The following is a 13032-nucleotide window of genomic DNA, read 5'->3' on the forward strand; positions in this document are numbered from 1 at the left end:
ATGGGATGATGAATGTAAGCAGTATCTCCAACGCATATAACCCGCCCCAGGGTGCTGGAAACTCATGGCTTACTCAAAAGAAAAACATATCAGTCTTTGTGGCGACGACCCAAGGGAACCATACCGCATAGGTCTTGTGGCTCCCTATGGCAATCTCACCCCGATTTTCAAGCGCGTGTCCTCGACGCTGCCTGTACGGCTCAATATCCGTATGGGCGTCGCTCTGGAGGAAGCAGTAAGCGCGGCGGAAGAACTGTTTGCCACCACGCCAAAGGAAAATCAGCCGGAAGTTTTATGCAGTCGGGGCGGCACCGCCGACTATCTGCGCCTGCGCCTTGGGGTTCCCGTTGTTTCCATCGACACCACGGCCCTTGATCTCTTGCGCACACTGTTGCCCTTTGCGGGCAAGATACGCCGTGTGGCTTTTTTTCACTACCAATGCCCCATGCCTGAAGTGCAGACCGTTGCCACCGCGTTGGGGATGGAAATCCGCGAGTATTTCTTCACCACGCGCACGGAGCACGAGGCGCGCATGCTTGAAGCTACGGTGGCGGGAGCGGAACTGGCGGTGGGTGGCATTTTGGTGTCCGAGATGCGCAGCCGTCACAACGTGGACAGCATTGTGCTTGAAGCGGGTGAAGACGCCATATCCCGCAGCCTTGAAGCGGCCATGACGCTTGTACAGGTGCGCCGTGAAGAATTGCAGCGCCACGCGCGTTCAATGACCATCCTGAACACCATTACGGAAGGCATCATGGTGACGGATGGGGAAAACAGACTTGAAGTGATCAATCCCATGGCCGCCTCGCTGTTAAGGCTGAACCCCGAAAAAGTGATTGGTCGTGACTCCCGCGATGTGGTGCCCAATACCCGCACCTGGGAGGTGCTGCAAAGCGGGCAGCCCGAACTGAACGAAGTTCAGGACATCGGCGGGCTGAACATCGTGACCAGTCGCGTTCCCATTCGTGTGAATGGGCACACGGTGGGGGTGGTTTGCACCTTCGCCGCCGAAGACCGCATTCGGCAGGCCGAGCAGCGGCTGCGCAAACGTGGCGGAAAAGGGTTTTGCGCCCGGTATGCGCTGGATGACATCCTTACCGAAAACCAGAGTCTCCGGCTGCTCAAGCAACTGGCGGCTGAATATGCAGGAACGGACGCTTCGGTTCTCATTCAGGGGGAATCCGGCACGGGCAAGGAACTGTTCGCTCAGGGAATCCACAATGCCAGCGGCCGGGGCAACGGGCCTTTTGTGGCCATCAATTGCGCCGCCATAGCGCCGAGCCTGCTGGAAAGCGAACTGTTCGGCTACGCGGAAGGCGCGTTCACCAGCGCCCAGCGCAAAGGCAAACCTGGGGTTTTTGAACTGGCGCACAGGGGGACCCTGTTTCTGGACGAGATAAGCGAGATTCCGTTTTCGCTTCAGGCAAAGCTTCTGCGGGTGTTGCAGGAGCGCGAGGTCGTTCGGGTCGGAGGGATTTCTGTCATTCCCGTTGATGTGCGCGTGGTGTGCGCCACCAACAAACCCTTGTTGCAGCACGTGCGTTCCGGGCAGTTCAGGGCGGATCTTTACTACCGCTGCAATGTGCTGCCCCTGAGCGTTCCGCCGCTCCGGGAACGGGGAAGGGACGTGTATCTGCTGTTCTGCGCCATGCTCCGCAAGCACGGCGGCAGGTTTGGCGACCTTGCGCCAAAGGATTTGCAACAGATGGACGGCGGGCTTCTGGCCAGCTACCCCTGGCCCGGCAACGTGCGCGAGCTGATCAACATTGTGAACAGATTCATGCTTGCAGCGGGGCTTTTCCCTGACAGAACAGGGGAACAGCTTATCCAGGACGTTTTTGTTCGGGAGGAGTGGGCTGACATGGCCTGGGAAGAACGGCGGCATGGGCATGGCCTGCTCAAAGACAGGGTGCGCATGTTTGAGGCGGACACCATACGTCATGAAATGGCGCTTTGCGACAACGACCCCGCCAGGGTCATCAACCGGTTGGGCATTTCCAAGGCAAGTTTGTGGCGCAAATTGCGGTGCCGGGACGCCACATTGCCGGAGCAGGGAGAGTAGTTCGCCCGTCGCGCTGTTAGAGAGATGGCTCCGGGCATTTCACTGATATGCGGGGGCGAATTTCCTCCATGACCGGAGGAAAACAACCTTAACAAGGCCGTTTTGTTAATGGGGCAATATATGCTTGATGCAGGAGCTGACACCCTATTTCAGGCACGAGGCCATGAGCGTAATGCCAAACGCGCCAGTGCTCGCGCTGGGCGTTAGAGCATTTTACCTTTGAAAAAGTGTAAATGCTCTAACGCTGTACGAAAGTACAGCGCGCCACAACGTGGCGTGGATTCAGCCGAGCTTGAGCCGTTGCGACGAAGGAAGCCCCGGATGCTGAACCCCCGGATGCTGAATCCAGTGGTGCAAAAGCGCGCCGAAGCTTTGGATCGTTCAGGCGGCGGCTGGGTCAGACGGGCTGCGTTTATGCTGTCTGGCCGGGCAGCCGCAGCATGCCCTCGCGGATGATAAAGGCGATCACAGCCTCAATGCCGGCCCCGGAAAGCATTTCGGTCAGCACATAGGGGCGTTCGCCGCGCATGCGGCGGGTGTCCCGCTCCATCACGTCCAGCGAGGCATGCACCATGGGCGCGAGGTCTACCTTGTTGATAACGAGCAGGTCGGACTTGGTGATGCCGGGGCCCCCCTTGCGCGGGATTTTATCGCCGCCGCTTACGTCAATGACATAGATGGTAAGGTCGGCCAGTTCCGGGCTGAACGTCGCTGACAGGTTGTCCCCGCCGCTTTCCACCAGCACCAGTTCAAGGCCGGGATGACGCTCCTGAAGCTCCTCAATGGCCTGAATGTTCATTGAGGCGTCTTCGCGGATGGCGGTGTGCGGGCAGCCGCCCGTTTCAACGCCGATGATGCGGTCGGCTTCAAGGGCGTTGTGGCGCAGCAGAAATTCCGCATCTTCGCGGGTGTATATGTCATTGGTGACAACGGCCATATTGTAGTGCTTGCGAAGGCGCAGGCACAGGTGGCGCAAGAGGGCCGTTTTGCCGGAACCCACAGGGCCGCCAACGCCCACTCGCAGGCAGGGTCTATTGGTCATGACGTTCAACTCCTGAAAAGTCGGGTATATTGTCGTTCGTGTCCGGCGCTGCACAGGGCAAGGCCGGGGAGGCTGGAGCCGATGTCCGCATCGGGCAGGGCCGCTGCCTGAGCCACCAGTTGCGGCACGGCAGGCATGAACTCCAGCAACAGTTTTTGCGCGGTGGTCTGGCCCAGGGGCACGGTTTTGCAGGCCACTGCCACCTGATTTTGCAGCCAGCTCCACACATAGGCGCAGGCCGCGTCCAACCCGGCGCGCTGCTGCGCGGCAGCATCACAACACGGTTCCATGCGGCGCGCGTGCCGGTCGAGCATGACGGCGGCAACCGCAAAACAGGCCGTGTACCCCGCAGCGTCAGGCAGCGGCCAGGCAGGCAGCATGTTCTGATCGTGCAAAATACGGCGCAGGGCGCGCCCCATCTGGATTTCTTCCTGCCACAGTTCGCGGCTTTCGCGCCCGGCAAGCATAAGGGCGTTCCAGCGGGCCAGCGCATCGGCATCCGCACGGCACGCTGCCGCGTGCATACGCAGCAGAAGAGGCAGATCGTTGCGCGCAAAGCCCAGCTGCAGCACGCCCCAAAGCCAGCGGCGCACGCCTTCCGCAGTGCCTGCATGCCCTTGCTCCACGGCGGCGGCAAGGCCCTGCGACCAGGCAAAACCGCCAACAGGCAGGGACTGCCCCGCCAGATAGAGCAGGGCTGTCAGACCAAGGTGCGGCCCGTGCCCTGCCGTGGGGGTACAGCCCCGGCCATCATGCGGCCCGGCCTGGCCTGAGAAATCTTCCGCCTGCTCCTGTCCCTGCCCCTGCGTTGCGCACTGTTGCACAGGGCAGGTTCCGCTTGCCAACGCCCTTGCAGGAAGCGGCGGATCGGAGGCCAGATCCGTCACAAGTCCAGCCGCCAGTTCAGCCATGACTGTGCCCGTGCCCGCCATAGGCGCCGCCTTCGGGCACAAAGGGCAGATTTTCGCGGCGCAGACGCAGTCCCAGATTTTCCGCCAGTTCTTCAAGCACGTGGTCGGGCATAAAGCGCAGCCACTTGTGCCCAAGCTGCATGGCGGCGTGGCGGTTGCCAAGGTGATAGCAGGCGCGGGCCAGAGTTTCCCAGTTGGGGGCAATGCCGGTCACCACAGGTTCCGCGCGATTGCGCACAATTGCCAGCACATCCCCGGCGCGCAGAATATCGCCCTCGCGCAGAACCTGCCCGCGCGTGAGAAACAGGCCTGCGTCTTCGCCGCTGTCCAGCCGCAGCCGCTGACGGCATTTGCCGCGCTGCTCCCAGGTCAGTGTGAGCGTGGCCGTAGGCTCCAGATTAATGCGCTGCCCCATGTTTTCGGTAAATTCCAGCATGGCCGCTCCTTCAAATTGCATCTATTTACAAGAGTTGAACCAGCCCAGGGCTTCTTTGAACGTTATAGCTAGAGCATTTTAACTTTGAAAAAGTGTAAATGCTCTAACGCGGTACGAAAGTACAGCGCGCCACAACGTGGCGTGGATTCAGCCGCAAAGCGCATTTTTCGGCTGAATGAAAACTTTGAAATGTGAAACATTTCAAAGTTAATCTGCTCTAGAACAAAAAATACCGTTGCGCCAGCGGCAGCACTTCCGCCGGAGCGCAGGTGAGTATTTCGCCGTCAGCGCGGACTTCATACGTTTGCGGGTTCACGAAAATGGCCGGAGTGGCGCTGTTGAGCAAAAGGTCGCTCTTGCACAGGGTGCGCGTACCCCGGCATGAGGAAAGCCCGCGCAGCACCCCCAGTTCCCGCAGCCGCCCTTCGCCGCCGTTTTCCATAAAGGCGCGCGAAACAAAGCTCAGGCTGGAGGCAGCCGCAGCCTGACCCAATGCGCCGAACATGGGCCGGTAGTGCATGGGCTGCGGCGTGGGGATGGAGGCGTTGGCATCGCCCATGGGTGCGGCGGCAATCTGCCCGCCCTTGATGACCAGCGAGGGCTTGACCCCAAAGAAGGCGGGTTTCCACAACACGAGGTCGGCCAGAAGGCCGGGGGCCACAGCGCCGATGGCGTGGGAAAGGCCGTGGGTCACAGCGGGATTGCAGGTGTACTTGGCCAGATACCGGCGTACGCGGAAGTTGTCGTTGCCGCGCCCGTGGTCTTCGGGCAGGGGGCCGCGCTGCACCTTCATCTTGTGGGCGGTCTGCCATGCGCGGGTGATGACCTCGCCCACGCGGCCCATGGCCTGCGAGTCGGAAGAAATCATGGAAATCACGCCCATATCCTGCAGGATATCCTCTGCGGCAATGGTCTCGCGCCGGATGCGCGAATCGGCAAAGGCCGCGTCTTCCGGCAGGGAGGGGTTGAGATGGTGGCAAACCATGAGCATGTCCAGATGTTCGTCCACGGTATTCACCGTGTAGGGCCGGGTGGGATTGGTGGACGAAGGCAGCACGTTGGGCAGGGAGCAGGCACGCAGGATGTCGGGCGCGTGACCGCCACCCGCGCCTTCCGTGTGGTAGGTGTGGATGGTGCGGCCACAGAACGCGGCCAGCGTGTCTTCCACAAAGCCCGCCTCATTGAGCGTGTCGGTATGGATGGCGACCTGCACATCGTATTCGTCAGCCACGGTAAGGCAGGTGTCGATGGCGGCCGGGGTGGTGCCCCAGTCTTCGTGCAGTTTCAGGCCGCAAGCGCCCGCCTCGAGCTGCTCGCGCAGGGCTTCGGGCATGGCGGCATTGCCCTTGCCCAGAAAGCCAAAATTCATGGGCAGCGCGTCTGTGGCGGCCAGCATGCGCTCCAGATGCCAGGGGCCGGGAGTGCAGGTGGTGGCGTTGGTGCCCGTGGCCGGGCCTGTGCCTCCCCCAAGCATGGTGGTGATGCCGCTGGCAAGGGCTTCTTCCACCTGCTGCGGGCAGATAAAATGGATGTGCGAATCCATGCCGCCAGCGGTGAGCAGGCAGCCTTCACCAGCGATAACCTCCGTGCCGGGGCCGATGATCACGTCCACATGGGGCTGCACATCGGGGTTGCCCGCCTTGCCGATGGCGGCGATGCGGCCATGGCGTATGCCAAGATCGGCCTTGATGATGCCGAGAGCCGCATCCATGATGACGGCATTGGTGATGACGGTGTCCATAGCGCCGTCAGCATTGCTGATCTGGCTCTGGCCCATGCCGTCGCGAATGACCTTGCCGCCGCCAAAGCAGACTTCATCGCCATAAACGGTGTGGTCGCGCTCAATTTCGATCCACAGTTCCGTGTCCGCAAGGCGGATTCGGTCGCCCGTGGTGGGGCCGTACAGTTCGGCATACTGGCTTCTGGGGATGCGGATCATGCTTTTTCCTCCCTGGGGGCTTCGGCATCAAGCGCCCCCATGATCTGGGCGCGAAAGCCAAACACGCGGCGGGCTCCGGCGTAAGGCACAAGACGGACTTCGCGTTTCTGCCCCGGCTCAAAGCGCACGGCTGTTCCGGCGGGTATGTCGAGCCGCATGCCGCGCGCGGATTCGCGGGCAAAGGTCAGGGCCGGGTTTACTTCAAAGAAATGGTAGTGCGAACCCACCTGAATGGGCCTGTCGCCGGTATTGGAAACTTCCAGCACCACCTCGTGCCCTTTTGAAAGTGCGTTGAGGGTTATGTCGCCCTCTGCCATATGAATTTCACCGGGAATCATGCGCCCCCCTTGCGTGTTCATGCGGGTTGCCGTGGCAGCCCTGATTACAAAATGGGATCGTGCACGGTCACAAGCTTGGTGCCGTCAGGAAAGGTGGCCTCCACCTGCACTTCGTGGATCATCTCGGGCACGCCGTCCATGACGTCCTCACGCGTGAGCAGGTTGCGGCACGAACCCATGAGTTCGGCCACGCTTTGCCCGTCGCGCGCACCCTCAAGCACGGCCAGGCTGATGTAGGCCACGGCCTCGGGGTAATTGAGCCTGAGGCCGCGAGCCCTGCGCCTTTCCGCCAGCAGCCCGGCAGTGAAAAGCAGCAGCTTGTCTTTTTCTCTGGGCAAAAGTTCCATGATGCCTCCAGTGTACGCGGCACGCCGCACTAATTTCGTCAAACAGTAAAACAGTGTGCTCGCAGCTTGGCTGCAAAGTCCTCCAGACCGGATTACTTTTGAAATGCTTCACATTTCAATTTGTCATTCTGTCGAAAAATCGCATTTTCGGCAGAATCCAAGCCACGTTGTGGCGCGCTGCACGTGAGTGCAGCGTTAGGGCATTTTAACGTATTTCAAAAGCAAAATGCCCTAAAAAGCTCCGTGCCAGATGCGCGGCATGTGCGGCGGGCACCCGGTCAGCGCGGGCCGCAGCATATTCCAGGCCGTCAGCAGCAGGTTGCGCGCTTCTTCCATATCCGGCCCCAGATAACGCACCACAAGCGCCTCGCCGCGCACGGTGGCTCCGGCCCGTTCCCTCATGTGGGCGGACAGGGGAGCGGGCATGGCCTGAACGGAACTGTCGCCAACGGCATGGCTTTGCCCGCGAGGCGCAGCACCAGGAGTGCCATCTGGAGTGCCGCCAGGAGTGTCATCAGGCGCGGCATCAAAATCGCGGCAGGGCGAGATCCTGTCTTGCAGGGCGGCGCAGCATGCTTCCAGCGCGGCGAGGTCTTGCCCGTCATCCGCTCCGCGTCCCACGGCAAAGAGGGTGGCGGAAACCGCCTGACCTCGCAGACCGCAGGCACATTCTTGCAGGGCGCCGCCGCCTTCAAAGCGCAGCACCTCATGCAGCAGGGGCAGACCTTCGCGGGTGAGGATGAGGCTCTGGCGCACGCTGCCGTGGGTAAAACGTTCATTGGCGGCAGGGCGGCCAAGGCAGATCATTTCCCAGCCAATGCAGGCGCTGGCATTGTCCAGCTCCACCGATGTGCGCATTTCGGCCCGCGCGCCGTCATAGATGATGGTTTCACGCGGCAGCCATTCCAGCATGCCGCCGGTAACGGCAAGGTCTGAGGTCTGGCGTTGGGGCACGTTGTGCGTATCCGCCGCGTAGAATTTGGAGGCCGAGGGCGCGGTGATCAGTGCGTGCGCGCCTTGCTCCAGCCGCACGGCAAGGCTCAGGTCGTCGCCGCTCACAAGGCCGCCAGGCGGATGCAGCAGGCAGCAGTGGCAGGGTCGGGAAGCCTGCGCCCGGCCCGGCGCATTCGTGGGTGCCGCTTCGGGATAGAATGGCTGCTGCACACGCAAAGGCCCGCTGAACTGCATTTTTGCCAGCGTGGTACGCCCCTGCCGCACCGCAAAATCCAGCTCCATGCGTGCGCTCCAGCGCCGGTCAGGCGTAAAGCAGTGACCGTGGAGATTGTCGGCAGGGTTTGCGGTGGCGGCAGACATGCAGTTACTCCTGGATTCCCCAGTGAGAATCAGACGCTCAGAAAGGCTTTGACAGTGGCATCGTCCAGGCCGCGCATGTCGCCCTGGGAAACGATGTGGCCGCGATCCATAATCATGTAGGTATCCGCCATGCGGCGGGCAAAAGGCACTTTTTGTTCCACCAGCAGCACGGTGAGGCCCATTTCTTCGTTGAGTCTGCCAATGGTTGTGGCGATGTCGCGCACAATATTGGGCTGGATGCCCTCGGTTGGTTCGTCCAGAATGAGCAGGCGCGGCTCCAGCGCAAGTGCCCGTGCAATGGCAAGTTGCTGCTGCTGGCCGCCGGAAAGATCGCCGCCTCTCCTATGCATCATTTCGCCCAGCACGGGGAAAAAGTCAAAGATGAACGGAGGAATGGCCCTGGCCTTATCCTTGCGCATGGGCAACGAGAGCTCCATATTTTCGCGCACGGTCAGCAAGGGGAAGATTTGGCGGCCCTGCGGCACATAACCGATGCCCAGGGCTGCCCGTTGCTCCACAGGCAGAGGAAGCAAGTCCGTTCCTTCAAGGAAAATATGGCCGGAGCGTGCGGGCAGCACGCCCATGATGCACTGGAGCAGCGTGGTTTTGCCCACGCCGTTACGCCCCATGAGGCAGGCGCACGAACCGGCCTTCAACGTAAGGTTGACGTCGCGCAGGATGTGGCTTTCGCCATAAAACTGGTTAAGATCTGTGATATGCAGCATTACGCTCCTCCTGGAGCATGGGGCTCGAAAATTGGCTGTTTGCAGCGGCTGTCCACCCAGGATTGGCCGGCGGCTGACCAGGGGGCCAGACAGAGCAACCTGCTGGAAATCTGCATCTAGGCAGCACCCAGCGGTTCACCCAGATAGGCCTCCACCACGGCGGGGTGGTTCTGCATCTCGTCCATGGTGCCCTCGGCCAGCACGCTGCCCTGATGCAGCACCGTGACCCTGTGGGCAATGGCCCGCACAAATTCCATGTCGTGCTCCACCACCATGATGCTCTGTTCGCCTTCAAGGTCGTGCAGCAGATCGATGGTGCGGTCCATTTCTTCAGGCGTCATGCCCGCAACGGGTTCGTCCAGCAGCAGAAGCTGCGGTTTCTGCATGAGCAGCATGCCGATTTCAAGCCACTGCTTCTGCCCGTGCGAGAGCTTGCCTGCCTGCAAACGGGCCAGTTCCGTCAGACGGATGCGGTGCAGCACTTCTTCAATAAAGACTTTGTCGTCGGCAGAGAGCCGCGCGCGGAACGTGGGCCATACCCTTTTGTCGCCAGCCAGGGCCAGTTCCAGATTTTGCAGCACGCTCAGGGCCTCGAACACCGAGGGCTTCTGGAACTTGCGGCCAATGCCGGCCTGGGCGATGGCGACCTCATCCATCTGCAGCAGGTTGCAGGTGCGGCCAAACCATGCGGAGCCGGCGTCAGGCCGGGTTTTTCCGGTGATCACGTCCATCATGGTGGTCTTGCCCGCGCCGTTGGGGCCGATAACGCAGCGCAGCTCGCCCTTGTCCACATAGAAGGTCAGGTCATTGAGCGCCTTGAAGCCGTCAAAGCTCACGCTGATTTTTTCCATGTACAGCGCGATGTCCGGCTTGGACATCATGTGGCGCGGGGGCCGGGCGCGCAGCTTCAGGGGGCGCTTGTCAAAGGGGGGGTGCGTTTCTTCGTAGACGCGGGCAGCTTCGGCCACGTCATCGAGGCTGCGCCCGTGCAAAATATCCTGCTGGGTCTTCATGCTGCGGCTCCTTCTTTGGCGGAATCGGCGGGGGAACCTGGCGTTGCGCGGTTGCGCCACTGCTCGGGCAAACCCGCCAGACCCTGGGGCAGGAAGACAGTCACCAGCACAAACATGCCGCCAAGGGCAAACAGCCATGCTTCGGGCATGACCGCCGTAAACCACGTTTTGAAGGCATTGACGGCAAAAGCGCCAAGCACCGCGCCATAGAGTCGCCCACGGCCCCCCAGCGCCACCCAGACCACAATTTCAATGGAATTGAGGGGAGAAAATTCGCCGGGGTTGATGATGCCCACCTGCGGCACATACAGAGCGCCGCCAATGCCCGCCAAAACGGCGGAAAGCGTGAACACCGCCACCTGATACCGCTCCACCCTGTAGCCGATAAAACGCACGCGGCTTTCCGCATCACGCACGGCCACGCACACGCGCCCAAGGCGCGATGCCGTGACAGCCCTGCACAGGAAGTAGCCAGCCATGAGCGCCACGGCGGAGCAGGCGAACAGGGTTGTGCGCATGCCGTCTGTCTGCAATCCGAAGCCCAGCAAGGTCTTGAAGTCCGTAAGGCCGTTGTTGCCGCCAAAGCCCATTTCGTTGCGAAAAAAGGCCAGCAGAAGGGCATAGGTCATGGCCTGGCTCATGATGGAAAAATAGACGCCCGAAACCCGCGATCCAAAGGCCAGCCTGCCAAACACATAGGCCAGTATGCCGGGCAGCAGCACCACCAGCAGCAGCGCCACCACAAAGTATTCGCTGCCCTGCCAGAACCAGGGCAGCTCCTTCCAGTTCAGAAAAACCATGAAGTCCGGCAGATTGGCATTGCCGTATACGCCGCGCGCGCCTATCTGCCGCATGAGGTACATGCCGAAGCCGTAGCCCCCAAGAGCGAAAAACGCGCCGTGCCCGAGGCTGAGCACACCCATGAAACCCCAGACTAGATCGACGGAAAGGGCCAGCAGGGAGTAGGTCAGATATTTGCCCAGCAGGGTGACCATGTAGCCCGGCACGTGCAAGGCGCTGCCTGCGGGCAGCAGGCTGCCCACGACCACAGCCAGCGACAGCACGGCGGTGACAGCCAGAAAATTGCGGGTAGGCGTGTTGAGCAGCCTTTCGCGTTCAAAGATGTCTGTCGCCATTTACGCCTCCACCGCACGGCCCTTTTGCGGGAACAGTCCGCGCGGGCGCTTCTGGATGAACAGGATAAGGCAGACCAGAATGATGATCTTGGAGAGCATGGCCCCGCTGGCAGGCTCCAGAAACTTGTTGGCAATGCCCAGGGCCAGTCCGCCTGTCAGCGTGCCCCAAAGGTTGCCCACGCCGCCAAACACCACAACCATGAAGGAATCCACAATGTAGGTCTGACCCAGGTTGGGGCCAACGTTGGAAACCTGGCTCAAGGCCACGCCAGCCATGCCAGCCACGCCGGAGCCAAGGCCAAAGGTCAGCGCGTCCACGCGCGAGGCGCGTATGCCCATGCAGCGGGCAATGGCCCTGTTTTGCGATACCGCGCGCACCTCAAGCCCCAGCCGGGTGCGGTGCATGGCCATATGGATGAGGGCAAACACGCCAAGACAGAAAATGATGATGTACACGCGGTTGCATGTCAGGCTGAAATGCTGGGTTATCTGCCACACGCCGCTCATGAAATCCGGATTTTGCACGGCCCGGTTCAGGGGCGAAAAAACGGTGCGCACGGCTTGCTGCAGCACAAGGCTGATGCCGAATGTCGCCAGAAGCGTCTCCAGCGGGCGACCATAAAGAAAGCGGATAATGGTTTTTTCAAGAAGCACGCCCATGCCGCCGCTCACCAGAAAGGCGGCGGGAACAGCCAGAATGAGGGCAAGGCCGGGCTGGCCCGGCAGGATCTGCTGCATGCCCCAGGCTGTGTAGGCCCCGAGCATGATCAGCTCGCCGTGGGCCATGTTGATGACCCCCATGACGCCAAAGGTGATGGCAAGGCCAATGGCGGCCAGCACGAGAATGGACCCCAGACTCGTGCCAAAAAAGAGCATTTCAAAAAATTGCGCCCACTCGGCGGAAATACGCTGGAAATACAGGGCATCGGCCGCCGTTTTGGCCACAGCCGTGTCGGATGAAGCGGCAAGAGTGCGCAGGGCGTTAAGCGCGGCGGGGCTGCCGTTGCTGTCCAGAGCCTTGACGGCGGCAAGCTGATCGGAGCGCACGGAGCCCGGGTCAGCCGCCACGTATAGGGCAAGGGCCGCGCTGAGGTTGCCGCGCACGGCTTCGTCCTTCTCTCCAGCCAGCAGTTTGTGCAGGGCCTCCGCATCGAGGGGCGGGGTGGCGCTCTCCATAAGGGCCGCCGAGGCCTGACGGCGCTTGGCCGTGTCTGTGGAGGTAAGGGCCTGCGCGTTAAGGATATCCGTAATGCGCTGGCGCTGGCGGTTGCTTGTGCCCACCTTGCGCAGACTGTCGGCAGACTGGGCCGCGCCAAGTTCGCCCCTGGCGTCGAGGGGCCGCGCCTGACCTGCATCGTCGCTCACAAAAAGCGCTCCGGCATCGGCATCGGCCAACAGGGTGTTGCGCAGCAGCGCTTCCAGCAGTTTTTCGCGCAGTGGCGCGGCAAGTGTGTTGTCATCCTTTTCCAGCGCGGCAATGGCCGCATCCCTGTCCGCCACTTTGGGACTCACGAGAGTCTTGAGCAGATCGGCTGGAAGAATGGATGGCGAAGTTTGCACCGGGGACGCGGAAGGAGTCGAAACCGCGCCCCCGGCATTGCCGTCCGGTTCCGGTCCGGACGCCAGCACTGCGTGCGGCAGACTGAAAATTATGAGACAGCAGAGCAAGAGCGCCGTGCGCATGGGGATATCCTTTAGTCTGGTCCGTCGGGACAGCGCTGCGCTGGCCCCGGCCGACGTGCCGTGGGGGGATCGCGGGGGCCGCCGGG

At 61.5% G+C, this 13032-nt stretch carries 12 protein-coding genes; 1 reads left to right on the forward strand and 11 read right to left on the reverse strand.

What is annotated here, in order from left to right; translation table 11 throughout:
* Nucleotides 1–64: 64 nt before the first annotated feature.
* A complete protein-coding gene (locus DESU86_RS09850; protein ID WP_179980887.1) occupies nt 65–2062 on the forward strand; it encodes a sigma 54-interacting transcriptional regulator in 1998 nt (665 codons plus the stop codon).
* 412 nt (nt 2063–2474) lie between these two features.
* On the opposite strand, the gene ureG is transcribed toward DESU86_RS09850, so the two are convergent.
* From ureG to urtB, 11 genes are all read right to left on the reverse strand, one after another.
* Nucleotides 2475–3104 carry an urease accessory protein UreG gene (ureG, locus tag DESU86_RS09855; RefSeq protein WP_179980888.1) on the reverse strand — a complete coding sequence of 210 codons (630 nt, stop codon included), beginning with the start codon at nt 3102–3104 and terminating at the stop codon, nt 2475–2477.
* Nucleotides 3105–3109: 5 nt separating this feature from the next.
* Entirely contained in the window at nt 3110–4036 is a 927-nt protein-coding gene (locus DESU86_RS09860) for an urease accessory protein UreF (protein WP_179980889.1), read from the reverse strand.
* Nucleotides 4008–4451, reverse strand: coding sequence for an urease accessory protein UreE (gene ureE, locus DESU86_RS09865; protein WP_179980890.1), 444 nt, complete (start codon nt 4449–4451; stop codon nt 4008–4010). Before ureE ends, DESU86_RS09860 begins: the two co-directional genes overlap by 29 nt.
* Before the next feature lie 217 nt (nt 4452–4668).
* Nucleotides 4669–6390: an urease subunit alpha gene (gene ureC / locus DESU86_RS09870; protein WP_179980891.1), complete on the reverse strand. Its 1722-nt coding sequence runs from the start codon at nt 6388–6390 to the stop codon at nt 4669–4671.
* On the reverse strand, nt 6387–6728 hold the full coding sequence (locus DESU86_RS09875; RefSeq protein WP_179980892.1) for an urease subunit beta: 342 nt from the start codon (nt 6726–6728) through the stop codon (nt 6387–6389). Before DESU86_RS09875 ends, ureC begins: the two co-directional genes overlap by 4 nt.
* A 44-nt stretch (nt 6729–6772) precedes the next feature.
* Entirely contained in the window at nt 6773–7075 is a 303-nt protein-coding gene (locus tag DESU86_RS09880) for an urease subunit gamma (RefSeq protein ID WP_179980893.1), read from the reverse strand.
* 231 nt (nt 7076–7306) lie between these two features.
* A complete protein-coding gene (locus tag DESU86_RS09885) occupies nt 7307–8389 on the reverse strand; it encodes an urease accessory protein UreD (protein WP_179980894.1) in 1083 nt (360 codons plus the stop codon).
* A gap of 29 nt (nt 8390–8418) precedes the next feature.
* Nucleotides 8419–9114 carry an urea ABC transporter ATP-binding subunit UrtE gene (gene urtE / locus DESU86_RS09890; protein ID WP_179980895.1) on the reverse strand — a complete coding sequence of 232 codons (696 nt, stop codon included), beginning with the start codon at nt 9112–9114 and terminating at the stop codon, nt 8419–8421.
* Nucleotides 9115–9230: 116 nt separating this feature from the next.
* Nucleotides 9231–10127, reverse strand: coding sequence for an urea ABC transporter ATP-binding protein UrtD (gene urtD, locus DESU86_RS09895; protein WP_179980896.1), 897 nt, complete (start codon nt 10125–10127; stop codon nt 9231–9233).
* On the reverse strand, nt 10124–11263 hold the full coding sequence (gene urtC / locus DESU86_RS09900) for an urea ABC transporter permease subunit UrtC (RefSeq protein WP_179980897.1): 1140 nt from the start codon (nt 11261–11263) through the stop codon (nt 10124–10126). Before urtC ends, urtD begins: the two co-directional genes overlap by 4 nt.
* Nucleotides 11264–12946, reverse strand: coding sequence for an urea ABC transporter permease subunit UrtB (gene urtB / locus DESU86_RS09905; protein ID WP_179980898.1), 1683 nt, complete (start codon nt 12944–12946; stop codon nt 11264–11266).
* Nucleotides 12947–13032: the final 86 nt, after the last annotated feature.

The organism is Desulfovibrio sp. 86 (genome assembly GCF_902702915.1).
Classification (GTDB): domain Bacteria; phylum Desulfobacterota; class Desulfovibrionia; order Desulfovibrionales; family Desulfovibrionaceae; genus Desulfovibrio.

Excerpts from the sequence above, each read along its gene's own strand:
- DESU86_RS09850 (WP_179980887.1), top strand. The coding sequence starts at position 65 with ATGGCTTACTCAAAAGAAAAACATATCAGTCTTTGTGGCGACGACCCA.
- ureG (WP_179980888.1), bottom strand. The coding sequence starts at position 3,104 with ATGACCAATAGACCCTGCCTGCGAGTGGGCGTTGGCGGCCCTGTGGGT.
- DESU86_RS09860 (WP_179980889.1), bottom strand. The coding sequence starts at position 4,036 with ATGGCGGGCACGGGCACAGTCATGGCTGAACTGGCGGCTGGACTTGTG.
- ureE (WP_179980890.1), bottom strand. The coding sequence starts at position 4,451 with ATGCTGGAATTTACCGAAAACATGGGGCAGCGCATTAATCTGGAGCCT.
- ureC (WP_179980891.1), bottom strand. The coding sequence starts at position 6,390 with ATGATCCGCATCCCCAGAAGCCAGTATGCCGAACTGTACGGCCCCACC.
- DESU86_RS09875 (WP_179980892.1), bottom strand. The coding sequence starts at position 6,728 with ATGATTCCCGGTGAAATTCATATGGCAGAGGGCGACATAACCCTCAAC.
- DESU86_RS09880 (WP_179980893.1), bottom strand. The coding sequence starts at position 7,075 with ATGGAACTTTTGCCCAGAGAAAAAGACAAGCTGCTGCTTTTCACTGCC.
- DESU86_RS09885 (WP_179980894.1), bottom strand. The coding sequence starts at position 8,389 with ATGTCTGCCGCCACCGCAAACCCTGCCGACAATCTCCACGGTCACTGC.
- urtE (WP_179980895.1), bottom strand. The coding sequence starts at position 9,114 with ATGCTGCATATCACAGATCTTAACCAGTTTTATGGCGAAAGCCACATC.
- urtD (WP_179980896.1), bottom strand. The coding sequence starts at position 10,127 with ATGAAGACCCAGCAGGATATTTTGCACGGGCGCAGCCTCGATGACGTG.
- urtC (WP_179980897.1), bottom strand. The coding sequence starts at position 11,263 with ATGGCGACAGACATCTTTGAACGCGAAAGGCTGCTCAACACGCCTACC.
- urtB (WP_179980898.1), bottom strand. The coding sequence starts at position 12,946 with ATGCGCACGGCGCTCTTGCTCTGCTGTCTCATAATTTTCAGTCTGCCG.